Genomic DNA, 25,373 nt, shown 5'->3' with positions numbered 1-25,373 from the left:
TGTGTTTTTCTCCTGTCATTCGACATTGAGTTACGCTACAATTAAATTAGATGATTAATAAGGAGGAGTTTCATGTCTGACTGTATTTTTTGTAAAATCATTGATGGCGAACTACCATCAGCAAAAGTTTATGAAGATGAGAACGTTTATGCTTTCATGGATATCGGACAAGTTACGGAAGGTCATGTCTTATTAATTCCAAAAAAGCATTATGAAAACATTTATGAAATGGATGAAAAAACAGCCTCCGAATTATTTAAAGTTGCACCAAAGATTGCGAATGGCATTAAGGAAGCATTTAATCCGAAAGGCATGAATTTAGTAAACAACAATGGTTCTTTCGCTGATCAAAGTGTATTCCATTTTCATTTGCACTTTTTACCTCGGTTTGACGAAAACGACGGCTTAAAGGTCAGTTGGGAACAGCATAGTGATGACTATACACCAGAAAAACTACAGCAGCTTGCAGAAAAGATTTCTTCGGCGTTATAAATTACACATGATATGCAAAATGACTACCAAGTTGGTTTCAACTTGGTAGCCATTTTTAGTCATGGGAAAAACAGTTTTTTTAAGATACCATTACAGAACAACTTGAGGATTATTTCGAATCAACATAGGGAAAAATGATATAATGACAATGAGAAAAGAAAGGGGTTAGATAATATGGTAAACGGAAAATCGCTTGTATTTGGTGTTGTGGTCGGTAGTGTTGTTGGCGCTTCGATCTCATTATTAACCGCTCCGAATTCTGGTGAGGAGTTTCGGGGGAAAGTAAAAGACCAAAGTACCCGACTGAAAGATTTAGCAAATCAATTACAAGAAGACGGTAAAAGATTGAAAGAGCAAATCACAAAAACTTCTCGTGAAGGTGCTGCGTTGATGAAAGACCTTTCCCAAGATATAAAAGTTTCTGTGGAAAGTTGGAAAGACACCATCGAACCCCATCAAGAAAGCTTACAAAATCATTTAATGCAAATTGAAGAGAGTATTAAAGAGCTGGAAGAAAAAATGAACAGTTCATCAAATCATACAAAAGGATAATGGAATCATGAAAGATTATGTAAAGCCTCGACCCGTGTTGAACACAAAAGGTCGAGGCTTTTTTGTATGCTTAACTGATAGCTATGTTTTTTAAAAAACACGCATACTAGCACTATGCCAGTATGCGTGTTTCTCCATAAGACAATCGATTACTCGACGTCTGCAGTCCACTCATCAACAAGATCTTGGTTTTCTTCTACAAAAGTTGCTGCTGCTTCTGCAGGATCTGTACCATTATGGATTTCAAGCATGATGCTGTTGAACTGCTCTTCGTTCCAAGAGAAGTTATCTAGCACTTTATAAGCGTTAGGTAGGTCTTCTTCAAGTCCTTGGCGTGCCATTGTTTTAATTTCTTCAGCACCACCATAGATTTCTTTTGGATCTTCAAGGTATTTCAAGTCATATTCAGCAAATTTCCAGTGAGGAGACCAACCAGTTACAATAATTGGCTCTTCATTGCTAATTGCTTCTCCAAGAGCTGTTGCCATTGCACCGCTTGAAGACGTTTGTACTTCCCAATCGTCTCCGCCATATTCTACAACTGCTTCTTCAGACGCTTGAACAACACCTGCTCCAGGTTCAATTCCTGTAACTGTAGAATCTACTTGGTCAGCAATTTCAGGTAGCTGCTCAAGGCTGTCAATTTCCAAGTATGATGGAGCTACTGCACCGATTTTAGCTCCTTCAAAGTTCGCACCTAAATCTTCTACCTGATCTTTATACTCTTCAAAAAGATCACCGTGAGTACCTGGTAACCAAGCTGCTACCATTGCATCAGATTCACCGTTTGCAACAGATTGCCACATAACAGCGTTATCGAGTGGAGTTAGTGTTACATCATAACCTAAATCCTCCAACACTTTACCTACAACATGTGTAGAAGCGATTTCTGTATCCCACTCAACATAAACGAGCTCGATTGATTTACCGTCGCCTACGTTTGAACCTTCTGATTCTCCGTTATCTCCAGATGATTCGCTATCACCATCTGAGCCGCCACACGCTGCGACGATAAGCGTCAATGCTAAAACAGCGATAAACGCAAAACGTTTTCCAACGTTTTTAAACATATAAATACTCCCCTTTACTAATAATAAATATATTGGATCTTTCCCAAGATGAGAAAGTAAATCCCTTCTTTAAAACAAAGTTTACTAAAAATCATGTTCATTACTGATTCGGTTTATTCAAGTTTTGTGTCAAACGGTCAATAATAATCGCTAAAATAACAATCGCAAAGCCGGCTACGAAACCAGCACCTGCTTCCGCACGCTGAAGTGCAGATAGTACGTTTCTTCCTAGTCCTGATGCACCGATCATTGATGCGATTACGACCATTGACAATGAAAGCATAATCGTTTGGTTGACACCTGCCATAATGGTAGGTTTTGCCATTGGTAGTTCTACTTTAAATAGCTTTTGCTGACCTGTTGCACCAAAAGCATCTGATGCCTCAACCAACTCTGTTGAAACTTGGCGGATTCCCAAGTTGGTAAAACGGACAACTGGTGGTGTTGCGAAAATAAACGAAGCAAATACACCAGGTACCATTCCAATTCCAAAGAACGCTACTGCTGGAATCAAATAAACGAATGCAGGCATCGTCTGCATAAAGTCCAATATCGGACGAATAATACTTTCAGCCGTATTACTTTTAGACATCAGTATTCCGACTGGGATACCAATAACCACTGCTAATAAACTAGAGTAGAACACTAATGTGAATGTATACATTAGCTCGCTCCACAGTTCTTGGTTTTCAATAAACAGCAATCCAATAATTGTAAATGCTGCTAATCCAAACTTTTTCCCACTCATGAAAAATGCCAATACAGCAACTAGAAGTATGATCACAATTGGCGGAATCATGGATAAATATTCTGCTGTCGTATCCAATAACCATCCGAATTGATCTTTAACAGGATCGAAAAAGAATTCAAATGTATTGGTCACCCATTTAACAGCATCATCTACCCATGAAGCAATTGGAAGACTTGGAATAAAATCAAGCATTGTCTTCCACCCCATTTCCGTTCACATTTGCCAAGGCGGCAATTAGTGTTCCACGTACGATAATTCCACGTAGCTTGCCTTCTTCTGTAACCGCAACAGGTACAGGAGCATCATGAATAATATCAAAAATTTCCTGAACTGGGGTTTCCATTTCAACCGTTGGCATATCATCTTTAATAATCTCTTTTAGACTTGTCACTTGATTGTTTCTAGCTTCCAATACATCATCCGCATTGACATACCCTTTTAATTGACGGGTTCGGTCAATGACATAAATGCTGGAAAGTCCTTGCTCACGCATTCTTTCTAACGCAACGCGTGGTCCATGCTTATCAAAATCAACCGTTTCTGGACGCATCATAATATTTTCAGCCGTTAAAACTTTCGAACGGTCAACATCTTCAACGAATTTTTCTACGTAATCATTCGCTGGATTCATCAAGATTTCTTCCGGCGTTCCAATCTGAACAATGGAACCGTCTTTCATTAATGCAATTCGGTCACCAATACGTAACGCTTCATCTAAATCGTGGGTGATAAAGATAATCGTCTTCTGCATCTTTTCTTGTAGGTCCATAAGCTCATCTTGCATGTCTTTACGAATTAATGGGTCCAAAGCGGAAAACGCTTCGTCCATAAGCAAGATTTCCGGGTCATTCGCTAGAGCTCTAGCTAGACCAACACGTTGTTGCATACCACCGGATAGTTGGCTTGGATACTGATGGGCAAAGCTGCCAAGTCCAACAAGTTCAAGTGCATCTGTCGCTTTCTTCTCACGTTCTTCTTTATCCATGCCTTGAACTTCCATACCAAACACAGTGTTTTCAAGTACAGTACGGAATGGGAACAGACCAAATTTCTGGAATACCATACTCATTTTTTCACGACGCACACGACGCAATTGTTCTTTGTTCATAGTTGACAGGTTATCGTCATGAACGTAGACATCTCCGGCAGTTGGATTAATCAAGCGATTCAATAAACGAACGAGCGTTGATTTACCACTCCCTGAAAGTCCCATGATAACAAATACTTCTCCAGCTTCCACCTGGAATTTCGCACGGTTTACACCTACCGTACAGCCTGTTTTCTTTAAAATTTCCTCTTTGGAAAGACCTTCATCCAATAAAGATAAAGCTTCTTTTGATCGCTTTCCAAATATTTTCGATAAATTATCTACTTCAATAACAGGCAATTCTCTCACCTCTCTTATTTTCTCTTGTTCAAATTTTAATGTATTACTTATGGACTAATTTGTAACCGATCTGTAATACGACACTCTTTATACTATAGAGGTAAGCTTTTAAAACTTCAACGTCTAAATACAGTCGTATCAGTCCATTATTTCCATACAGTTTAAACTGTACGAACTTACCAAAGGAAATACTTTAAAATACGTTACATAACTCTTTTTTACTCCCAACATTGCTGTTTTTAATTTTTGTAATAATTTAGTATGGTGAATATTAGCAGAGCCAGGAGGTCATTAACTATGACGATGGAAAACTATACTGAACAACTTACTGACATTCATAATGAAGTCATATCGGAATTCTCTAAAACATTAGAAATGTTTGCTTTGAACCCCTCTGAATCACAATTATTTGTCACTCTGTACTTAAGTGATCGTCCAATGAACTTAGATGAAATGAAAGAAGCTTTAGGTAAAAGCAAAACAGCAATGAGCAATGCAACTCGAACATTACTCGATTTTAATTTGATTGAGAGAGTCTGGAAAAAAGGCGAGCGAAAAGATTTATATAAAGCTAAAAAAGATCTTTACTATAAATTCATGAAAGCATATGTGCGTAGATGGCTTGATGCGATTGAACAACAAAAAAACAATCTGAATTTTATTGAAAACAAACTGCAGGATTTAAGTAATTCTGAGGAGCGGGCTTTTATTGAAGAAAAAATCCATGAGGCCATTTTATTTCACAAGTCACTCGAAGAAGTATTTAAACAATTAAATCAGCACAAGACTGAATGACTATTCTACAACGACTAGGATAGTCTTTTTGCTACATGAAGACCCTAGTTTCATTCCTTTGTATATAACATATTAAAAAATCTTCATCTTAACAATACCCGAAAATTTCTTACTATAAACCTCTTTTACACAACCATTCTTATACAATGCTTATTTATAGTATGTTACTATATTGAAAGAAGTAGTCACTTACGGTTTTACTCGATAAAGCTGTCTTTGTTCCCCATTTGCTGAGATTTTATCATTCATTTATTTTTCGAAGGAGTAGTCAGCGTGAAAAATGAATCCTATTCTTTACAAGAATCTTTAATTTACGCCCATAAAATGGCGCAATTGACGAAAGCAATTTGGAAGCGTGTTGAGAAAGATTGGCAAGAGTGGATCAAGCCGTACAATTTGAACATCAATGAGCATCATATTTTGCTAATCGCTTATCATTTGGATGGTGTTTCAATTTCTGAAGTTTCAAAACTAGGTATTATGCATGTTTCAACGGCTTTTAACTTCTCAAAAAAGTTGGAGACTAGAGGGTTAGTCAGATTATCAAAAAAAGTGAATGATAAAAGAAGCACATACGTTGAATTGACCGATGAAGGACGAGAATTATTTATCGAAACAATGCAAGAGATGGATCCCGAAAAAAATTCAATTGTTTCTGCCTCTCTTTCTCTACGATCTGAAGGCGGAAATTTCCCGGAATTTGAAGAACTCGAGACAATTGTTGAAGAGCTCTATGGTGCGGATTACATCGATATTTTAAACCGTTCCTTATCGCGTGTAAAAAGAAAATATTAAATTTATGAAATTAGGCTTGAATTTTCTTTCTATAGGGCGTATTATTCGAGAGGTAAATGCATATTGCATATAAAAGGAATCTATTATTCTTTTCTCTTGAATGGGGGTTTTAACATGACTTGCTGGAAAACAGTGAACGTTACGAAAGAAATCGGTCAGAACAGATTACTACTATTATCAATCCTAACAGCCATTTTAGCCTTTATCGTTTTATATATGCCGTTTTCTATTGTATTTCAGCACATTCAATTGGCTGAACCTCCTTTTGCGTCTGTCGTGATTAGTTTATTCTTGTTGCCAATTATGCATAAGTTAATACATGTGGCCCCTATATTATTTACGAGTAAAACAATCCATCTAAAATGGAAAGTAAAATATAAAGTCATTGTTTCATTGAGAGCACAGATGGAATCAACGTTATCTAAGAAAACATCTATTCTATCAATTATTGCACCAACTTTGATCATTACACTACCTTTAATTATACTTGCTTACTATATTCCGGCTTATCATCCAATATTGTTGTTCATGGCAGCCATTCACATTGGCATGTCCTTACACGATTGGTTAACGTTGTTTTCAATACTTCGGGCTCCAAAAAAATCTGTTATTGAAAAGTCGCAAAATGAGTTTGATATACTAGTACGAGACTAAAATTGTTTAGACCGAAGTTGGGAGGTACAAGAAAATGTTTTATTTTTATATCGGATTTGCGTTGTTTATCTTCTATTCATTCAATTCATTGACGCACAAATTTTGTACCAAATCAGAAATGTCAGCAGAGAAAAGTAGTAAAGTATACCGGACAATTAATGTCTCGATGCTGATTCTATTATTCTCTTCCTATTATGAAGTATTTCATCTCTACTAAAATTTAATGTGAAAGACGGGTCGGTGAACGGCTCGTCTTTTTTTATTGTCAAATTGCTTAAACCATTGAATTAATTACGCGGCTGTTTAGCGCCGTCAAAATACGCACACGAACCAGTGCGCATTCGTCATGCAGAACATCGATTAAGTTTTACTATGTAAAAAACTGACCTTGGAAGGCCTCCAAGATCAGTCTCTTTCGTCTACGTCCTCTTTTAGAACCAAGCGGCACCGACAATGATTAATAAAATAAACAATACGACGATCAACGCAAAGCCACCGCCGTAGTATCCTCCTTTGCCTGACATAACTTCACCTCCTTGGTTGCTTAACTACCCTATACTATGTAAGAAATTAAATGAGTGATTAGGCAATTAACGGAATTTAACTCATGTTCAGAAAAAGATTTTTATGGTATATTTATCTTTGTGATTAGGTATGATTTTCCGTCGTTTATTGACAATCATTGACGACCTCAGAATCAATACATACAGGGAGTGTTTATTTTGGTAAAAAAATTATTTCAAGGACTAGCTATTGGTGGATTTGCGATGTTTTTGACAGCTTGTCAGTCAGATGACTCTGACACAGTTGTCGAAACGGAGTATGGATCCATTACGAAAGAAGAATTTCATGCAGAGTTAGAAGAAAAATACGGTGAAGAAACGTTACAGAACATGACGAAGAAGCTCGTGTTAGAGGGACAGTTTGATATTGACCAAGAAGAATTTGAACAAGAAGTTGAGGAGTTCAAAACACAGTTGGGACCCCAGTTCACTAAGTTCATTAATCAGCAAGGATACAGAAATGAGGAAGAATTTCGTTCCGCTCTTTATATCAGTAAATTAGAATTCGAAGCAGCAACTGCTGACATTGAAGTAACCGATGAAGAAGTCCAAACACATTATGAGCGTATGCAAGAAGAACGTAAAGCGAGACATATTTTAGTCGATGAAAAAGAAACAGCTGAAGAAATCATTAAAAAATATAACGATGGTGAGTCTTTCGAAGATTTAGCCAAAGAATATTCAAAAGACGGTTCTGCAGCGAACGGCGGAGATTTAGGCTATACGACAGCTGGACAAATGGTCAAGCCTTTCGAAGATGCAATGTACGGTCTTGAGGAAAATGTAATCAGTGAACCTGTTGAATCCAAGTTTGGCTGGCATGTTATCCTTGTAGAAGACATTCGTGAATCAGAAACAGAAGTTCAGCCATTTGATGAAATGAAAGACCAACTACGCGAACAACTATTAGCGAGCAAAGTTGACCCTGAGAGCTATAACTCCAAAGTCAAAGAAGCGATGGACAAAGGAAAAATTGACGTCTCTGATGATCAATATGAAGGCTTATTTGGATCCAATAATTCTGAATCAGAAGATGATGAGGACGAATCATCTGATGAAGATAACGAAAAGAAAGTTTCTGAAGAAGAGAAAGATGACTCGGAATCCAATGATGAATAAAGATAAACAAACTGACTTAGAGAGTATATTCTCTAAGTCAGTTTTTGTTTAAGCGTATTCTTTAATTCAATTAATTGGTCAGTGTATTGTCTTTTTTCATCTTCGGTTAAATGTTGTTCTCCATAACGGACAGTTTGATAGAAGTCTATGACATCTGCATACCTATTTGTATCCAATTGAAGCCGGTGTAACCACTGTTCGACAGTCTCGTCATCATATCGCCCGAGCTTACGTTTTGCTGCCCATCTCTCGAGCTCAAAGAAAGCTTTTCGAATTTCGCTTTTAGGTGCTTTCCTTTTTAAGTTCTCTTTTAAATCACTAAACCGGAATGACAGCTTTTCCGTCTCCATCTGCATTTTTTCTTCATCGGCTGTTTTTGATTTCTTTCGAATTAGACGGTTCCGATGTCGATAATAAATGCCAATCGCGCTAATGATGCATGCGCCAATGATGATATACATAATTGTTTCAGCGCTAATTGTCTCTGTTTGCTCCCGAGCTTGTTCCAAAACATTTTGTTCTTCTTGTGAGATGTTTTCTTGCTCACCATTTGGAGTCGTTTCTATTTCTGCTTGTTGTCGATTGAACCACTCAAATAAGGGTGTTGCACCGAGTCCTATTTGATACGCAATCCAACTAAATAGTGAATAAAACCCTTTGATCATGAAAGGTGTAAACCAAAATAAGCCAGCGGTAATCAATAAAATGCCGCTTGGAACACCAAATATATAGCTTAGTTGCTTAGCTTTCCCAGAGTGATTGTGTTCTTCGACATTCATCATACGAGTAGAAATCTTTCCACCGATTAGTATTGTAAATTGTACAAGAATAAAATATAGACCTGTATGAGCATCAGGATTTTCTAGAAAGATTGCAGGCAAATAAAGAAAAAAACCAAGCAGCACGCTTGTGATTAATATTCCTTTTTCTTGATTTGTGTCTGGCTTGAAATAATAGAGCGCCAACCGCCACGTAAGAAAAATGGCAATGATCGTTGCATGAAACAACAACAAGCCTAACCATGCATTCATCATGAACGAAATAACACCGAGTAAAACAAAGTGAAATAATAACATACGCCCATTCAACAACTGCTTTAAAATAAAATATATTAAAGCAAGAACGATCGTTGAAATAACTAATGATGACACATTGATTTCTCTGCCGACGTCAACGTTTAAGAAATAAATGACCATCATGATGAGACAAGCATCAATTAAAAAACGGTAGACCGCACTTATACCTGTATTCATTTGGCCACCTCCTGATGGCTCTTAAGCGATTCAAACCATGTTGTTTGAAACCTTTCATGCATTACGTATACAGAAGTACCTGTATTCTCCATTTCTTGATAACTAGCTAAAAAACTTTGCTCAACTTCACCTAAATGAAACACATAAGGATGAGATCGGCCAATTGACTTTCCGTACGCTAAACAACTATTAAAAGAGGCCGTAAGCCCTTGTGTATTCACACGTGCTAACACTTCCAATGAATGTGCGTAATGGTCCCTTCCATATCCATTAGACACATGATAAAACGATACATTACCTCGCTTAGGCACATTAATGAGTAACTCGTATGGAATACCTTTCATTGTGGCATATCGACTAAGGTATGCAACAGTACTAATCAAATTTTCAATCCGATCCGTAAACGCTGGACTATCCTTAGTCCGTACGTTTAATAGAATCAACCAAGAACGCTGGTTGACACGTTCCACGACTTTCGTTTGAAACACTTGTTTTTTGGCAGTTGATTTCCAATGAATTCGATTTAGTGGATCTCCTGGTGCATAATCTCGTGTTCCATAACTCGTTATAGGGTCTTCAAAAATAGAGAAGTTCGTTTGATACTCTCCCATTTTTTGATGTTTGCTTCTATGATTTAGATGAACTTTTTTTATTTCAGGGTACACAAGAATCTCTGCTTTCACTAATTCTTTTAGTGTCAACGTTATTTTTCCATATCCGAAAAGTGAGGGGATTTCAATACGTAGCGACCGTACTCTTGCTATTCCTCGCTTTGTCGCCGTGAAAGGAATAGAGATTTTCCTTGATTCCCTGCCAAATAAGTTCAACCGTTTTTCAACTGTAGATATATTCATTGATTCATATTTTGATTGATTACCCATCTGTATATTCGAATCAAAAGTCATCACTAGCCGGGCACCGAACATAGGTAGCCAACCATTTTGGCGTAAATGAAATTCCAATTGACCTGTTTCACCAGAATACAGTCGAATCGATTGTCGTAAATTAATGAGCGCTAACTTGCGATCGATGTTTTTTTCATACAGATGATTAATGAAGTAAATGACATAGAGAAATATTCCGATGAGCATTAACGATGAATAGATACCAAAGATACCGAAAAAGCTGAAAAAGATAAAAAAGGAAGCTATAATCGCTAGCCCGTAATAAAAACGGTCATTTTTAATGTCTTTATGAAACTGTTTCATCGTTCGACGCTATGTTCAACAGGTACATTTACCTGTTGCAATACCTCTCCCATAATCTCTTTTTGATTATGTTTGGTCGCACCTTCCAACGTCAACACCATTCGGTGAGATAAAACGAGCGGTGCCATCTTCTTCACATCACTCGGTGTAACATAAGAACGATTACGCATCGCTGCTTCAGCTTGCACACTTTTCATTAAAGCAATCGTACCTCTTGGACTGGCACCTACCTCAATATATGGGTGTTCCCGAGTAGTTCTGACGATATCAAGGATATAATTTTCAACAGCTTCGGAGATATGTACTTGTCGAACTTTCTCGCTCAACTCTTTCATATTTTCTTTTGTAAATATTGGACTCGGTGTAGGCCTTTCAGTCTCCGTCCGATGAGCTTGCATAATTCGACGCTCTTCCTCGACTTCTGGATAAGACATTTCCAACTTCATAAAGAAACGATCCAACTGGGCTTCTGGTAAATCAAATGTTCCTTGTTGCGACTCAATCGGATTTTGTGTTGCCAAAACGATAAAAGGCTGTTCAATTTTTACGGTCTCCCGGTCGATTGTGACCTGTTTTTCTTCCATGACCTCCAGTAAACTTGATTGCGTTCTCGGTGTTGCACGATTGATTTCATCAGCAAGCAAAACATTTGTCACAACAGGACCAACCCTTAGTTCAAATTGTTGCTCTTTCGGATTAAAAAAGTGAATACCCGTGACATCTGAAGGTAGAACATCCGGTGTAAACTGAATACGATTAAAATCACCGTCTATTGTTCTTGCTATGCTTTTTGCTAAGGTGGTTTTTCCGGTTCCTGGCACACTTTCAAGCAGTACATGACCTTCATTTATTAATGCATTCAATATCCATTCAACAGTATCTTCGTTTCCGATAATGACTTTTCCAATCTCGTCTTTTACGTCTTTTACAAATTGGTGTGTTTCCATTTAATCTCCTCCATTAACTATGTTCTTAATATTCTAACATCATTCAGTAAAGAAAAAGGCTCGTCAATTGACGAGCCTTCAAAGGCAAGGTCAAAATCATCATTCTATATACAAAAGATTTATATAAGCAGTTATACGTTTAAACACTGAAGTTCGTTTCACTTCGAAATTAATTTTCCTCGAAAGTCGGTCGGTAAAACGAACGATTTTCAAGTGGAAATATTCTAGGTGTAAACTCACCTGGCTTTGTTTGTTTCAATGCCCGATTCATCATATTCATTTTTGCATCAATCAAGTCAATCATATGAAGTAATTCTGCTTCGCGAATAAGTGGTGGCTTCGGAGAACCCCATTCGGATTTTCCATGATGACTTAACACCATATGCTGAAGCATTAACACTTCTTCCCCTTCAATTCCTAATTCACTAGCTGTCGCAGTAATTTCATCAACCATAATCGTTATATGGCCAAGAAGTTTCCCTTCAAGCGTATATGAAGGTGAAATTGGGTTTGATAACTCCTTGACCTTACCAATATCATGCAAAATAATTCCTGCGTACAATAAATCAATATTAATCTCTGGGTACAGCTGTTTTAGTTGCTTAGCTACTTTCAGCATTGAGACGATATGATGAGCTAAACCAGATGTGTATTCGTGATGGTTTTTTGTAGCTGCAGGAAACACAAATAATTGGTCTTGATACTTTTTAACGATTTGTCTAACAATACGCTGTATATTCGGATTACTCATCTCAAAAATGGTCTGTGTAAGATATGACTTTAGTTCATCGATTTCAACAGGTGCTTTTTCAAGAAAATCTTCCAGACGAACTTGATCTGTTTCATTCGTTAAGCGAATTTGACGAATATTTATTTGAGATTTCCCGCGAAATTGACGAATCTCCCCTTGCAGATGAACAATCGATTCAGGAATATACATTTGCTCGTCTTCTTTCGTGATATCCCACAGCTTCGCATCCATTTCACCTGATTGATCTCTAAAGATAATCGTTAAAAAAGGTTTTCCGCCTGAAGTAACACCTCGGTCTACCGTTTTAATCAGTAGATAACCTTCAAATAGTTCCCCGACATCAAATTCAATAATCCCTCGTTTCAAGTATTCATCCCCCTTTTGCATCACTTACTTTCTCGGTTTTCTTGGCACATAGTCAAAAATTTCACCTGTTTCCACGACACGGACTAAGCGAATGAGCCACTCATAATATTCATACGAGTACTCTAGCTTTTGAATGTCTGACTGAATCTTTTCTTTTAATGTTGGGTCAGTCGTTTTTTCTTGAAGATCTTCCAACTGCCGTATCGTTTCTTCTGCTTCTTCAAGGTTGTTTTCAGTTTGCCTACGCCATTTTGTCGTAAATAAGGAAGTAAATGATTTATACCAATCTTTTTCAGTCTGATAGAGATCTTTGCGAATGCCTTTACGAAAAGTCGGTGTGACCATTTTCATATCTGCTAATGCCTTCACACCCGTTGACATACTCGTTTTACTCATTAATAGCGCATCTCTCATTTGATCAAGCGTCATCGGCTCATCCGCAAAATACAAGGTTCCATACAATCGACCGACAGACGGTGTAATTCCATATAAATTCATGTTTTTAGCAATAACTTGGATATATCGTTCAATGAGCTCTTCATAATTGTTCCAATCTTGATTGGTTTGGCGATCATCTGTCAACGTACACCCTCCCGACCTTCACTTCTAAACCTTATGTGAGCAATTCTACATGCCCATTCTGACTTCGTTCTTGAGCCGTCAAGTCAATACGGTTCGCTTCGATTTTTTCGTTTGAATCATTTGCTTCACACGTAAAGTAAATGATTTGATGTTCTAATGACTGTTTTTCCAGAAGTGAAAACATATGTTGTTTTCTTTGTTGGTCAAAATTTACGAAAGCATCATCCAATAAGAAAGGCAAAGATGTTGATGCATGTAATGCTTTACTCAATGCAAGTCGCAAAGCAATATATAACTGGTCTGCCGTGCCTTCAGATAATTGACCTACTTGATACCATTCGCCATCATGGTCACAAACATTAATCGTTTCTGACTCTGATGAAAACTGTACTTCTACATATTTGTTTCCAGTGAGTACAGAGAAGTTGTCACTCGTATCTTTCATGATTCCCGGAAAATAAACATTTTGATAACGATCTTTTGTTTCTTTTAAATAGCTGTAAGCCAGCCGATAGGTAGCCCATTCTTTCGAGCGTCTTCTTATTTCTTCCACAAGCATAGATTTTTGATGGATTAAATCAGATAACTCACCATCTTCTTCTAATTGCTTGATTTGCGCCGTTAATTCCGCTCGTCGATTTAATAACTCGTTGATTATATCACGGATTTCTTCCAAGCGCATCGACTCATACCGTAAATCTTCTTCAATTTTATCCCATGCATGGTCGGTTCGTAAAATCTTATCCGTTTGTTCAGAAAAAGTTTGATAAACAAATTCATAAGCTTCTTCTCTTTTTTGTAGTTTGTTCATATATTCTTGATGTTGTGTGACGCTCTGAATGAATGTAGCCTCATCTTCGGCATTAGCCCGTTCTAATAAGGTTTTCCATTCATCAGCATGTGGTTCAAAGCGTGCATGCAAATCCTTTAATTCCTGTTGCAATTCTAAGAGATCGTTATGAATTCGCTCAAGTGTTTTTTCGTTATCTTTTTCACGTGTAAGATGATTTTGCACCTGTTCCCAGATGGAACGCTCATCTGATTGCGATTCATATAGGACAAGAACGGATTGAGCAACTTTACGATTTTCATTTAATTGAGCTTCCTGGTCTTGCTTCTTCTCTTCTAGTTTTTTTATTAACTCCGCTAGTTCTTTTGCTTGAGTAATGGTTTGGTAAAGACTTGGCCAAAACGAAATATTTGTTGACGATAAAAATGGAAATCGATTCATTTCCTCATCACGTTTTTTCTCTAATTGTTCCATTCGATGGTTCAAATAATCTTGTTCAATCATCGATTCCTTTAGATTATTTTTAGCGTATTCCAATTTCGTTTCCAATTGATTTGCCTTTTTTGCGATCTCATCTTGATCAATAAGTGTAAGTTCGATGTTTTTCAATTGTTCTGGATCCGTTTGATTCGACACGTCACTTTGGTCTTCTTGCAGTTGCTTTAATCTAGTAGTTGTTTTCTTTGATTGATTGAAACCGACTAAACCACCTACTACACCGATACTAAACAATACAACGACAATAAACCAGTCACTGTTATTACCTTCGAATAAAAATGCTAAAAAGAGTACGAGCAATATTCCAGTGACAACTGGAACCCCCCAAGTCACTTTCTTAAACAATTGCTTGCTGGCTTCCAATTCGCTTGATTGTTTTTTCTTTTCTTCTTCGAGCTGTTTTTTCCATTCACTTGCAGATTGGTTTGCTTTCAGTGCATCTCGTTGTTGCTCTAAATCAATTTTTTCATCACGTGGTAATTGTTTTTTCGTAGTGCTATTTAAAAGCCCTTCTAATTCTGTCACTTCTTCTTCATATGTTCGCTTCTTAAGCTGTTGATCCGCTAGTTTCCCGGTTAATTCTTCTTGTTCTTTAGCTAAATCTTTCCACATTTCGCCGGTGTAATCATTACTATCTATACGGATTACTTCATCAGGACTATAAGATAATCCTGCTTGATTCATATATCGATTGAACTGCTCGTATTCTTTACGTAAATTTTCATCGAGCTCTGTTAACGAATGTTCAAGCTGCTTTGATTCACCAACTAACTTCTCAATTGAATCAATCGACAAAGGATATTCGGCTTGCTTGGACTGGTTTTGAAGCGTTTCTTTTTCCGACTGCAATCGCTCAATACGAGCCAAATGCATATTTTTTTGTTCCTTAAACTTTAACTCTTCGGATTTATATTGATCATACTTACTTTTCGCATCTGGCGGAAAACCTTCAATCCATGACTCATTTTTCAAGTCCTCCGATAAGCGTTGGTGACTTATGATTTGGGTTTTTAATGAATCGAGTTTCTCATGATGACGTATAGATTCCTGTAATGTTTTTTGCTCTTGTTCATACGTCAAAAGCTCCTCTTCAGTATGCCTCAATGTTTCTTTGAGTAATTGATGAGCTTCTTCATCCGCTTTTACTTCATCAATTTTTTTAAGTATTTCTTTTAACTCGCTAATTTTTACGTTCAATAAAGGTTTTCGCCCTGACTTTTTGAATAGTTCTCCCGCTTTTTTCTCTAAACTATTTTCTAAAGTGACGATTCGATCTGATCCTGTTAGTCCTAAATTAAACAACACTTTCCCGACTTCATCTGCTTTCTTCTCTCGGATGGCTTGTAAATCACGAGCTTGAAAAGAAAATATGGATGCAAATAAATTACTGTCCATTCCTTTATAAAATTGTTTCGTTTCATCCTCTGTCACACGTTCTCCACCTCGATAGAGAACAGCTTGGCCACGGTGACGATGCAAAAATCGTTCGATAGTCCATTCTTCTCCATTGTGAACAAGGTGGATTCTTCCCCCAAGTTGTCCATCCAATTTGGATATGAATCGTTCTCGAACCTCTTTCTCAAGGCCAAACAATATATACATAACGAACATACGGACCGATGTTTTTCCTGATTCATTTGGTCCACAAATAATATTCATACCTTCGTGTAGGTGGATGGTTTTTCGATTCCATTTCCCAAAAGAAACGATTTCCAATTTGTTTATTTGCATTAGGATTCACCATCTTTAATGAGTTCTTTTACAATCATTTGCTCCGCCTCTGCTTTCATCTCATCCAAAGTTTCTTTCGTAAACGGCTCTACATGTTTTTTGACAACCCGATTGTTCGCTAACATTTCTAAATGTCGAATAGGGTCTTCATCATCGTCTATTGCTTGTAATACTTCACCAATAAATTGACTAGACGCTTTCATTTCATCTCGATCATAATTCCAATCAACTGACCAATAAATGGTTTGGATCCAAACCCAATCCCTTTCCGTATCTTCTTGTTCATTCAGTAGCTCAAGCAATTCATCAATTTGTGACTGCTCAACGGTGGATGTGAATGTTTCCGGTAAATGTAAATGAAGTCGAATAATATATTTATGAGAAGAGTTTCGCCAGCTTTCCTTCATACGAAATAGCTCTTCTGTTAGCTCTTCTAAGTTGTTTGCTTCGGAATTATTTATTGTTCGTTGTTCAAAGATGATTTCTTGTAACGCATGAAATTCAACCTCAGTTTGATGTGGACTCATCTCGACTATATAACAACCCTTTTCGCCTGGTTCATTAATATGCCGACCTTGAATATTACCCGGATAAATGATGTATGGATTTTCCGAAAGAATTTCACGCTTATGGATATGGCCAAGCGCCCAATAATCGGCTTCGTGCTTTTCAAAGTCTTCTAATTGGAAAGGCGCATAAACATCGTGATCTGTATTGGATTGAATGCTTCCATGTAACGTTCCAATTTGATATACATCCGGACGATCGAAGTTGAATTCACGAACCATTTTCTTTTTGACCGCTCGTTTTTCGTAGCTGAAGCCGTAAATTTGCGCGACTTCTTCGCCGTTTTTATGAAACGGATATCGTTGTATCTCTTCTGACTGAAAAACGTATGTATTATCTGGAAATGTTAAATCAACCTTATCGCCCATACCGAAGTCATGATTTCCATAACTGATATAAGCAGAAATACTATGCTCTTTCAATTTCTCTAGGCCTCTTTTTAACGTAATGACTGATTTGATCGAAGTCGATTGCTGATCAAATAAATCTCCAACAAATAAAACAAAATCGACCTTTTCTTCTATAGCTAATTCGATTAAACGGTTATATGCCAACAATGTACTTTCTTTGACGTCTTTAAAAATAGATTCAGGCAAGTGTTGCATACCGACATAAGGACTGTCTAGATGCAAATCTGCAGCATGAATAAAACGAATGGTTGGTTTCATCAGATAACCTCCTCATTTTCTTATTTCCATTTTAGCAGAAAAATAACACGAATGCACGTTCGGTTATTAGTGAATAAGTATTCACTATTTACAAAATGATCAAAAATCCATATAGTTAAAAGTAAATGGGTACACAAGTGGAGGGAAAATGACATGAAAACATATTTTTTGACTGTCTATTCGAAGACTGGAGAAGCGTTATTAAATGAATCATTTGAAGCGGAAAATGATGAAGCGGCAACGACCATGGGGAAGGAAAAATTAAGTGAAAGCGGACATGCTGATATTACTCATCGTCTCGTATCACCTGATGGACGCCTTTTGTTGTTTCACCGTTAATGCGACACAACGTCATTCATTATAAAAAAGACCTCAAACGTTTTCATATCGCTTGGGGTCTTTTTCGTTTACTGAACATCATTATTGTCTGAACCGTAAAGCTCTTCTAATGGTTTCGTAATAATTTGGCTGATGTCAGAAATAACTGTGTTCAAACGCTGTTCTTCTTCCATCAATTTGTTAATATCTTCATTTTGTTGAACTAGCTCAACGACTTGTCTCGCTTTTTCAACTTCTTCTTCTGAAATTTCTTCACCTTGCATTTGCTTTTGTTGCAAGTCTAATTGAGTTTCGCGGAAGTTATCGAACATTTGCTTAGCGGATGGATCGTTCATTACTTTATCATACGCTTCTTTCAACTGTTGAAATTCCTGGCTGTTTCTCAAGCCCTTTTCTAAGTCATAAGCTAAATCATAAATATTTGCCACAATGATTCCTCCTCAATTTTCATGCCTTTTTTGACTCTTTTAACTGTAACAAAAATCATCTTCACTGTATAGGAATAGGTCATCATCCGATGATTGACACGAGAATGGCTTGGAAGAAACCAATCGCACCTCCTAATAATGCTCCGAGATACGTAATCATCTTTAACTCTCTTTTTGTAATTTCGATTAACATGCCTTCAAGCTTTTGGATTTCAAAATTTTTCACTTCATTTTCAACAAGTCCAGCCAAATTCAGATGTTTCATCATACGTGGCAACCGTGTCGCTAAAGAATCAATCGTTTGCTTTGCGATTTGAGGAATAACTGCTTTTTCAATACGTTCCCCATAAGGATCAAGGATGTCCGAAAGTGGACGATTAATCTGTTTATTCACATCGATGGCCTCGACGATCTTTTGGGCGACCTGTTTTTCATCAAAATGCGGGAATATCTTTTCTTGAATCGTTTGTAGATCATATTGCTTTATTTGCTGCCATTCTTTTGTTAGTAGGCGATCTACTGTTTCCTCCAGTTCGCCGGATTGCAGGACTTGCAAGATGGAAGGTAACAGTTTTTCACTAATTCGTTTCTCCCCCAAGTATTGAACGACCATCCTTCCTAAAAATCCTTTTTCACGTAAAAACCGATCAGCAAATTGAGATAGTTGATGCTTTCCTTCTATGCTTTGAATGTATTGTTCAACATTTCTTAATAAGTGCATTCTGATTTGTGGGATTAATTGTAAAGCCTGTTCATCAACAGCTTCACTGATATACTCCTTGACTTGATTATGTCTATTTTTTTGATATAGTGTCGTCAGTCGTTTACCCAAAGACTGTTTAAGCGATTCTGCAATTTGATCCTCCGTTAGAGAAAATCCTGTTTTATTTATCAATTGATGTAAAGTCAGTTTTTGTTCATTCATTTCTTGCCAATTTCGTCGCAAAAATTTTTCCAGTTGTTCTTGATAAATTGGCTCTCTTAACTTGGATTGAATGGATGCTGTCGTCACTAAATAATTTGTCACTAATCGACCAAGTTGATTCGCTAATTCATCTTGACGCTTTGGAATTAAACCAGGCGTAAACGGTACTTTCCATTTCCCAAGATATTTTGCAGTATATGGACGAAAAAGCATCCGAATCGCTAATAAATTTGTCACGCCACCAATCAATGCTCCAATGAAAATCATGATGAGAGATAAGATCAAAAAATTCATGATTGAAGACCCCTTCTTGAAATTGAGAGTAAATTTTTATATATAAAATACTTCATTTAAAGCTTTTATGAACGTTAGTTGGCACATACCCTTCATATCACTACATTCCCTTTCAGTACCTGTTTAAGCACAAACTTCATACTGTTTTTCCAGTAAGCTTGCGGTATGTTCTGTCCGTTAAATCAAAAGATAATGGATGAGGAGGGATGATTCATGTCAAAAAAACAACGAAAAAAATTGACGATACGAAAAGCTCACGATTTAAATTTAGACGGTGTAACGGAGGCCGACCGAAGTGAAGATGGTATTAATTATCGCGATATGCCTGATGAGGTACCATCTTACAATCAGGAAATTGCTGCTGACAGCTCAATGGATGCAGAACAGTATACGCTCGATCTGGAAAATGAAGGTCGTAGCGCTTATGATCTCGATGTTGATCGAATGATTAATGAAGGAATGGCCGGTGGCTATATACGGGGTGAAAGGAATCAAATTACCGAAGCTCATGCAATTCTCGAAAATGATGCGCCTTTCCCAACTCCTGGAGAAGAAAGTGAATCTGAATAAGCAATATGTATAAATGAAGAGGGTCATGTATTCATGACCCTCTATTGTTTGTGTGATTATTTAGATCCTCCACCTAGTTGTTGTTCAGCCATTTGAACTAGGCGCTTAGTGATTTCACCACCAACAGAACCGTTGGAACGTGAAGTGGAGTCAGGACCAAGCTGTACACCAAATTCTTGGGCAATCTCTACCTTCATTTGGTCTAAAGCTTGGGCAACACCAGGTACGACTAATTGGTTAGAATTATTTCCTTGGTTAGAAGCCATTGTCATTCACCTCCTGTGTATCTCTAGTTTCTTCAGGAGGGCAAAATAATATGAGTAAAAATAAACGGTAAATATTGTTAGCTTATTTAACGTTCGGCTTCGTCATTTCTTCTGGTTTAACTAAGCGTTCGAATTCTTCCTCAGAAAGAATGCCAGTCTCAACGGCAGACTCTTTTAAGGTTAATCCTTTTTCGTGTGCGTTTTTCGCAATTTTTGCAGCATTTTCATATCCAATATGTGGATTCAGTGCTGTTACGAGCATGAGTGAGTCATTCAGGAACTGCTCAATTTTTTCATGGTCAGGCTCGAGACCTGCTAAGCAGCGCTCATCGAATGAGATCATACTATCGGCAAGGAGCTGACAAGATTGCAAGAAGTTATAAGCAATCACAGGCTTGTACACATTCAATTCAAAGTTTCCTTGGCTCGCAGCAACACCAATTGCCGTGTCATTCCCCATCACCTGAACGGTTACCATCGTTAATGCTTCAGCCTGAGTTGGATTAACTTTCCCTGGCATGATGGAACTTCCAGGCTCGTTTGCTGGGATTGTAATTTCACCGATACCAGAACGCGGTCCACTTGCTAGCCAACGGACATCGTTAGCAATTTTCATTAAGTCGGCCGCAAGACCTTTTAATGCGCCGTGTGTATGAACTAATTCATCATGACTCGTCAATGCATGGAATTTGTTTTTCGCAGAAACGAACTGACCATTTGTTTCCTCATTGATTTTTTGAGCAACGACATCAGCGAAATCAGCATGTGCATTAATTCCTGTACCGACTGCTGTACCACCAAGTGCAATTTCACGAACGTATTTTAATGAATCAACAATCATAGATTCCGTTTTTTCGAGCATGCGGAACCAACCACTGATCTCTTGACCAAGTGTAATCGGTGTTGCATCTTGTAAGTGCGTTCGTCCAATTTTGACAAGGTCCATATATTCATAAGACTTTTGCTTCGTCGTTTGCTTAATTTGCTGAAGTGCAGGCAGAACATGCTCTTCAACTTTTTTAACTGCCGCAATATGCAATGCTGTTGGATACGTATCGTTAGAACTTTGTGACTTGTTGACGTCATCATTCGGGTGTAGTCGAACTTCTTTACCTTGCTGTTCAAGCCACTCGTTTCCAACGTAGGCAATGACTTCGTTTACGTTCATATTTGACTGAGTTCCACTACCTGTCTGCCAAACGACTAACGGGAAATGCTCAGTCAATTCTCCGCTTAAAATTCGATCTGCAGCGTGTGCAATCGCATCAGCTTTCACGGGATCAAGCAACCCTAGCTGTGCGTTGGCACGAGCAGCACTTTTTTTCAAAATTGCAAAGCCGTTGATAATCTCAACAGGCATTTTTTCATCTCCAATAGGGAAGTTTTGAAAACTACGCTGAGTTTGTGCTCCCCAATACTTATCACTCGGAACTTTCATTTCTCCTATTGTATCTCGTTCAATGCGGTAATCCATTCAAGTATCCTCCTCATTAATCTGCAATTTTTTCATTCCTATATCTTATTATAATGCGAATTGCAATTTTTTTAAATGAATTGTGACAGAATAGATGATAATTCGAGGAAATTCATCTTTACAATGAGGGTATTCCGCTGAATCTATGTTACTTTCCGCAGGCAATCGCTTGTCGGGTGGCTCGGCGCGCTGGTCGGGTGGCTCGGCGCGTTTATCGGGCGGCTGGAACCGTTTGTCGGGTGGCTCGAGACGTTTGTCGGGCGGTTCGACGGGCTGGTCGGGCGTCTAGAACCGTTTATCGGGCGGTTCGACGCGTTTATCGGGTGGCTCGGTGCACCTGTCGCGCGGCTGGAACCTTTTATCGGGCGACTCGACGACAAGCGCCGAAGTGTTGATGAAAAGCTAATCAACCAAAAAACCCGAACGATAAAATCGTTCGGGTTTATGACTTATTCAACTAATCCAAAAAACTTTTCAATCGTGACGTTTTGTTCGTGTATGCTTGTTGCGATCTCTGGACCGACATATCGTAAATGCCATGGTTCGAAGTTGTACCCGGTAATGTCGCTCTTTCCTTTCGGATAACGAATGACAAAGCCGAATTCATGAGCATTTTCCGCAACCCATTGGCCTTCAGGCGTTTCTTCGAATGCTTCAACTAAATCAAATGCAACTGATGCTGCAGATACGTCCATTGCGAGTCCTGTTTGATGTTCACTATGTCCAGGTTTTGCAGAATATTGATCAGCATACTCTTTTCCTTTGACTTCAACATTTCGATTATACAGATATACTTGCGTTTCATATCTGCGGTATCCTGAAACGGCTACTAATTCAATCCCTTCATCTTCTGCAGCTTCGAATAATTTTTCCAAGGCTAATGCAGCCGGTTTCCTTAAATGCTTTCGTTCTTCATTAACTGCTTTAAACGTCACATCAGGAATCATCAAATCTGGTGGCTCATATCCGTCAGGGAGTTTGCGATCTTTATTCACGATGACTTGTTCCGAATCTGGTTCGCCAACGACAGTGACACCATCCTCATTCTCTTCACCGGCTACAGCTTCTGCAAACACCTCATTTGCCCTATTGATTGTTATAATTTTTTCTTTCTGTAATTGTTCTTTTTGTATTTGATCTAACGAATCCACCGTTTTCGCTTCTCCATTCACTCCACAGCCTGAAAATAGTGCTAGCAGAAATATAACGAAAAGTATGTATGCAAATCTCATGTTGTACCCTCTTTACTAATCAGATTTCAATCTTCATTTATTGTAACAAAAAAAGCTACCCGAAAGTAGCTTTTTTCGTTTCCATTATTCATGAATAACGTAGTGCGCGTATTGTTTACTTAATCGATGAAATTCTTTTTCATTTTGATTGTCGATTGCAGCATCAATTTTAGTTTCCAAATTTTCTTTATTCCATTGGTAAATTGCTTCATCTAAGATTAACCTTGCTGCAAGTTTGATTTCATAGTTCATTTCTTTTCTTGCCATTATCGGTAAGTGTCCATTGGAAAAGTGTAAGCGTGATAGTTTATAGGAGCTGAATTGCTTCTTCATCATTGTAATGCCCCCTTATCTCCTTTTTAATAGTTTACCCCAAATACCCCTTAAATTGCAATAATTTTCTGACTATATAAAGTTTGAAAAAATCCCTGGCATTACTATGCTGCCAGGGAAAGTCCTCTGTTGGGAGAGAGGTGTATAATGAACTTCGCTTCTGCGAAAGGTTCATCTAAGCTGTATATTATATTCATTAGGATGATCTTCCCTGTTTGTGGGGGTAATTAAAAACATTATGAATGAATTTGTTTTGTAATAGTATACGCTCTTTTCGCTTGATGTTTCACAGCTTTTTCAACATCATCTTGAAGATTTCCTTCACCATCTACTGTAGAGCTTGTTCCATAAGGGTTTCCACCTGCTGCAAAAATTTCTTCAGCAGAGTAGCCTGGCGTTACAACGATGGCTCCCCAATGAAACATCGATGTGTAAAGTGCTGTTAATGTCTGCTCCTGTCCACCATGTGGATTTTGTGCAGATGTCATTGCAGTAACGACTTTATTCACCAATTTTCCTTGTGCCCATAAACCTCCAGCTTCATCAAGTAACTGTTTTACTTGAGCAGGCACATTGCCGAAACGTGTCGGAACACTGAAAACAAATCCGTCTGCCCAATCAAGGTCTTCCGTACTTGCTTCAGGTACATCTTTCGTTTCTTCATAGTGTTTCTTCCAACTTGGATTACTTTCAATTGCTTTCATCGGAGCTGTTTCGCGGACTTTCAATAACTTCACTTCTGCACCAGCTTCTTTTAAAGCTTCTTCAGCCCACTGTGCCAATTGATAGTTAGCACCTGTTGAACTATAATAAATGACTGCGATTTTAGCCATCTAAACAAAACTCCTTTCAACGATATCTATTCTCTATTAAAGCGTTCCCCAGCTTTCAAGGAATTAAACGAATTTGAGGAAAACTTGTCTTTAACGCTGAAAGGTATATTACATAGTTAATAAAAATACTGTAACAATCGCACCGATTACAGAAAAAATAACATTCAGATTTAACAGCGCAATCGCTGCTGCTACAAGACCACCTATAATTCCTACCCAAGGTGCTTCTTCTATGACAGACATGACTCCTGGAAAAATTAACGCACCTAATGCAGCAAAAGGAATTGCATTTAACCATTTATTGATCCATGGCTTTAACGCAAGTCGATCCATAATAAATGCAGGAATGAAGCGTGGCACCATTGTCACAATCGCCATGCCGAGTATCGTTAACATCGTCATTGGACATCATCCTCCTTCATCATTGGAATCGCAATTAAACTTCCCACTACTGTGGCTAGAACGATTGACCATCCTGTTTCGAGACCAATGTATTCACTGAAAATGTAATTAAGTAACATACTAATAACTGCGACTACACCAATTCGCCATTCCTTTTTGACAGAAGGAGTCAACAATCCGATAAACATGGCATATAAGGCAATTCCCATGCTATCACTCAGCTGCGATGGAATGATCTCACCTAAGAGCGCACCTGCGAAACTACCCGCAATCCAAGAAAAGTATGCTGTCAAAATTAGCGCTAAATAAAAAAACATACTGTTCTCTTTATTTGCCTCTTTCTTATGTAACGCCGAAACAGCGAATGTTTCATCCGTCAATCCGAGTGATAGTCCGAATTTCCACGGTAAAGAATAATGTCTCAGTTGGTTCATGAAGGACATACTCATAATAAAATGTCTGAAATTCAAAACAAACGTGGCTACGACAATTTGTAAAAACAATGCTCCTTGAGCCATCATATTCGCGGCCATAAACTGCGCTGCTCCAGCGAAAACGAGTACACTCATCATCGTTGTTTCGAAAATCGTCAAACCAGACTGGCTTGCTAGTACACCGTAGGCGATAGCAATTGGCATATAACCTAGAAAAATAGGCATTCCTGCAAGCGATCCTTGCTTAAACGCCGATCCGATTGATTGCTCTGTTTCCATGACTACTTCCTCTTTCACTTCGTCT

The 25,373-nt window shown here is 38.0% G+C and carries 29 protein-coding genes; 9 read left to right on the top strand and 20 right to left on the bottom strand.

What is annotated here, in order from left to right; translation table 11 throughout:
* Positions 1-72: 72 nt before the first annotated feature.
* Both FPQ13_RS05545 and FPQ13_RS05540 read left to right on the top strand, forming a co-directional pair.
* Positions 73-492 carry an HIT family protein gene (locus tag FPQ13_RS05545; protein ID WP_144088332.1) on the top strand — a complete coding sequence of 140 codons (420 nt, stop codon included), beginning with the start codon at positions 73-75 and terminating at the stop codon, positions 490-492.
* 174 nt (positions 493-666) lie between these two features.
* Complete coding sequence (locus FPQ13_RS05540; RefSeq protein WP_144088331.1) at positions 667-1,044, top strand: YtxH domain-containing protein; 378 nt, start codon at positions 667-669, stop codon at positions 1,042-1,044.
* 149 nt (positions 1,045-1,193) lie between these two features.
* On the opposite strand, the gene FPQ13_RS05535 is transcribed toward FPQ13_RS05540, so the two are convergent.
* The 3 genes from FPQ13_RS05535 to FPQ13_RS05525 all read right to left on the bottom strand — a co-directional run bounded on the left by FPQ13_RS05535 (position 1,194) and on the right by FPQ13_RS05525 (position 4,252).
* Positions 1,194-2,114 (bottom strand): glycine betaine ABC transporter substrate-binding protein, encoded by a 921-nt coding sequence (locus FPQ13_RS05535; protein WP_144088330.1) that lies wholly within the window; start codon positions 2,112-2,114, stop codon positions 1,194-1,196.
* Between the two features lie 100 nt (positions 2,115-2,214).
* The gene (locus tag FPQ13_RS05530) at positions 2,215-3,057 is read right to left on the bottom strand and encodes an ABC transporter permease (protein WP_144088329.1); all 843 of its coding nucleotides are present in this window, start codon (positions 3,055-3,057) and stop codon (positions 2,215-2,217) included.
* Positions 3,050-4,252, bottom strand: coding sequence for a quaternary amine ABC transporter ATP-binding protein (locus FPQ13_RS05525; RefSeq protein WP_144088328.1), 1,203 nt, complete (start codon positions 4,250-4,252; stop codon positions 3,050-3,052). The genes FPQ13_RS05530 and FPQ13_RS05525 overlap by 8 nt, the downstream gene beginning before the upstream one ends.
* A 297-nt stretch (positions 4,253-4,549) precedes the next feature.
* Between FPQ13_RS05525 and FPQ13_RS05520 the strand changes: the two genes are divergently transcribed.
* From FPQ13_RS05520 to FPQ13_RS05505, 4 genes are all read left to right on the top strand, one after another.
* Positions 4,550-5,047 (top strand): GbsR/MarR family transcriptional regulator, encoded by a 498-nt coding sequence (locus FPQ13_RS05520; RefSeq protein WP_236782480.1) that lies wholly within the window; start codon positions 4,550-4,552, stop codon positions 5,045-5,047.
* A 324-nt stretch (positions 5,048-5,371) separates the two neighbouring features.
* On the top strand, positions 5,372-5,842 hold the full coding sequence (locus tag FPQ13_RS05515; RefSeq protein WP_236782487.1) for an HTH-type transcriptional regulator Hpr: 471 nt from the start codon (positions 5,372-5,374) through the stop codon (positions 5,840-5,842).
* 114 nt (positions 5,843-5,956) lie between these two features.
* Entirely contained in the window at positions 5,957-6,496 is a 540-nt protein-coding gene (locus FPQ13_RS05510; protein ID WP_144088326.1) for a DUF3267 domain-containing protein, read from the top strand.
* A 34-nt stretch (positions 6,497-6,530) separates the two neighbouring features.
* Entirely contained in the window at positions 6,531-6,713 is a 183-nt protein-coding gene (locus FPQ13_RS05505) for a hypothetical protein (protein WP_144088325.1), read from the top strand.
* A gap of 214 nt (positions 6,714-6,927) precedes the next feature.
* Here FPQ13_RS05505 and FPQ13_RS05500 read toward each other — a convergent pair whose 3' ends face one another.
* Positions 6,928-7,020, bottom strand: coding sequence for a YjcZ family sporulation protein (locus FPQ13_RS05500; RefSeq protein ID WP_144088324.1), 93 nt, complete (start codon positions 7,018-7,020; stop codon positions 6,928-6,930).
* A 198-nt stretch (positions 7,021-7,218) separates the two neighbouring features.
* Here FPQ13_RS05500 and FPQ13_RS05495 point away from each other — a divergent pair, with 198 nt between their 5' ends.
* Complete coding sequence (locus FPQ13_RS05495; RefSeq protein ID WP_144088323.1) at positions 7,219-8,178, top strand: peptidylprolyl isomerase; 960 nt, start codon at positions 7,219-7,221, stop codon at positions 8,176-8,178.
* A gap of 32 nt (positions 8,179-8,210) precedes the next feature.
* Here FPQ13_RS05495 and FPQ13_RS05490 read toward each other — a convergent pair whose 3' ends face one another.
* The 7 genes from FPQ13_RS05490 to FPQ13_RS05460 all read right to left on the bottom strand — a co-directional run bounded on the left by FPQ13_RS05490 (position 8,211) and on the right by FPQ13_RS05460 (position 17,539).
* Positions 8,211-9,431, bottom strand: a complete 1,221-nt coding sequence (locus FPQ13_RS05490) for a DUF4129 domain-containing protein (RefSeq protein WP_144088322.1) — start codon at positions 9,429-9,431, stop codon at positions 8,211-8,213.
* The gene (locus FPQ13_RS05485) at positions 9,428-10,639 is read right to left on the bottom strand and encodes a DUF58 domain-containing protein (protein ID WP_144088321.1); all 1,212 of its coding nucleotides are present in this window, start codon (positions 10,637-10,639) and stop codon (positions 9,428-9,430) included. Before FPQ13_RS05485 ends, FPQ13_RS05490 begins: the two co-directional genes overlap by 4 nt.
* Positions 10,636-11,586, bottom strand: coding sequence for an AAA family ATPase (locus FPQ13_RS05480; RefSeq protein WP_144088320.1), 951 nt, complete (start codon positions 11,584-11,586; stop codon positions 10,636-10,638). The genes FPQ13_RS05485 and FPQ13_RS05480 overlap by 4 nt, the downstream gene beginning before the upstream one ends.
* Positions 11,587-11,755: 169 nt before the next feature.
* Positions 11,756-12,703: a 3'-5' exoribonuclease YhaM gene (gene yhaM / locus FPQ13_RS05475; protein ID WP_186279558.1), complete on the bottom strand. Its 948-nt coding sequence runs from the start codon at positions 12,701-12,703 to the stop codon at positions 11,756-11,758.
* A gap of 24 nt (positions 12,704-12,727) precedes the next feature.
* A complete protein-coding gene (locus FPQ13_RS05470; protein WP_144088318.1) occupies positions 12,728-13,285 on the bottom strand; it encodes a GbsR/MarR family transcriptional regulator in 558 nt (185 codons plus the stop codon).
* A 31-nt stretch (positions 13,286-13,316) separates the two neighbouring features.
* A complete protein-coding gene (locus FPQ13_RS05465) occupies positions 13,317-16,304 on the bottom strand; it encodes an AAA family ATPase (protein ID WP_144088317.1) in 2,988 nt (995 codons plus the stop codon).
* Positions 16,304-17,539, bottom strand: a complete 1,236-nt coding sequence (locus tag FPQ13_RS05460) for a metallophosphoesterase family protein (protein ID WP_144088316.1) — start codon at positions 17,537-17,539, stop codon at positions 16,304-16,306. The genes FPQ13_RS05465 and FPQ13_RS05460 overlap by 1 nt, the downstream gene beginning before the upstream one ends.
* Positions 17,540-17,692: 153 nt before the next feature.
* On the opposite strand from FPQ13_RS05460, the gene FPQ13_RS05455 reads away from it, so the two are divergent.
* Complete coding sequence (locus FPQ13_RS05455) at positions 17,693-17,878, top strand: YhzD family protein (RefSeq protein WP_144088315.1); 186 nt, start codon at positions 17,693-17,695, stop codon at positions 17,876-17,878.
* A gap of 68 nt (positions 17,879-17,946) precedes the next feature.
* Here the strand turns inward: FPQ13_RS05455 and FPQ13_RS05450 are convergent, their stop codons facing one another.
* Positions 17,947-18,306, bottom strand: coding sequence for a YlbF/YmcA family competence regulator (locus tag FPQ13_RS05450; protein WP_144088314.1), 360 nt, complete (start codon positions 18,304-18,306; stop codon positions 17,947-17,949).
* An 82-nt stretch (positions 18,307-18,388) separates the two neighbouring features.
* Positions 18,389-19,525: a DUF445 domain-containing protein gene (locus FPQ13_RS05445; protein ID WP_144088313.1), complete on the bottom strand. Its 1,137-nt coding sequence runs from the start codon at positions 19,523-19,525 to the stop codon at positions 18,389-18,391.
* Between the two features lie 213 nt (positions 19,526-19,738).
* Here FPQ13_RS05445 and FPQ13_RS13705 point away from each other — a divergent pair, with 213 nt between their 5' ends.
* Entirely contained in the window at positions 19,739-20,095 is a 357-nt protein-coding gene (locus FPQ13_RS13705) for a hypothetical protein (RefSeq protein ID WP_246065372.1), read from the top strand.
* Between the two features lie 56 nt (positions 20,096-20,151).
* Here the strand turns inward: FPQ13_RS13705 and FPQ13_RS05435 are convergent, their stop codons facing one another.
* From FPQ13_RS05435 to FPQ13_RS05405, 7 genes are all read right to left on the bottom strand, one after another.
* Positions 20,152-20,361 carry an alpha/beta-type small acid-soluble spore protein gene (locus FPQ13_RS05435; RefSeq protein ID WP_144088312.1) on the bottom strand — a complete coding sequence of 70 codons (210 nt, stop codon included), beginning with the start codon at positions 20,359-20,361 and terminating at the stop codon, positions 20,152-20,154.
* Between the two features lie 82 nt (positions 20,362-20,443).
* A complete protein-coding gene (fumC, locus tag FPQ13_RS05430) occupies positions 20,444-21,835 on the bottom strand; it encodes a class II fumarate hydratase (protein WP_144088311.1) in 1,392 nt (463 codons plus the stop codon).
* 449 nt (positions 21,836-22,284) lie between these two features.
* Positions 22,285-23,067, bottom strand: coding sequence for a M15 family metallopeptidase (locus FPQ13_RS05425; protein ID WP_144088310.1), 783 nt, complete (start codon positions 23,065-23,067; stop codon positions 22,285-22,287).
* 84 nt (positions 23,068-23,151) lie between these two features.
* Positions 23,152-23,403, bottom strand: coding sequence for an IDEAL domain-containing protein (locus tag FPQ13_RS05420; protein ID WP_246065370.1), 252 nt, complete (start codon positions 23,401-23,403; stop codon positions 23,152-23,154).
* Positions 23,404-23,636: 233 nt separating this feature from the next.
* The gene (gene wrbA, locus FPQ13_RS05415) at positions 23,637-24,233 is read right to left on the bottom strand and encodes an NAD(P)H:quinone oxidoreductase (protein WP_144088309.1); all 597 of its coding nucleotides are present in this window, start codon (positions 24,231-24,233) and stop codon (positions 23,637-23,639) included.
* A gap of 108 nt (positions 24,234-24,341) precedes the next feature.
* Positions 24,342-24,635 (bottom strand): AzlD domain-containing protein, encoded by a 294-nt coding sequence (locus FPQ13_RS05410; protein WP_144088308.1) that lies wholly within the window; start codon positions 24,633-24,635, stop codon positions 24,342-24,344.
* Positions 24,632-25,366: an AzlC family ABC transporter permease gene (locus tag FPQ13_RS05405; protein WP_246065368.1), complete on the bottom strand. Its 735-nt coding sequence runs from the start codon at positions 25,364-25,366 to the stop codon at positions 24,632-24,634. The genes FPQ13_RS05410 and FPQ13_RS05405 overlap by 4 nt, the downstream gene beginning before the upstream one ends.
* Positions 25,367-25,373 lie beyond the last annotated feature (7 nt).

The organism is Allobacillus salarius (assembly GCF_007559425.1).
GTDB classification, from domain to species: domain Bacteria; phylum Bacillota; class Bacilli; order Bacillales; family Alkalibacillaceae; genus Allobacillus; species Allobacillus salarius.
Note: the sequence above shows the minus strand (reverse complement) of the source record. Positions and strands in the feature narration are given on the sequence as shown.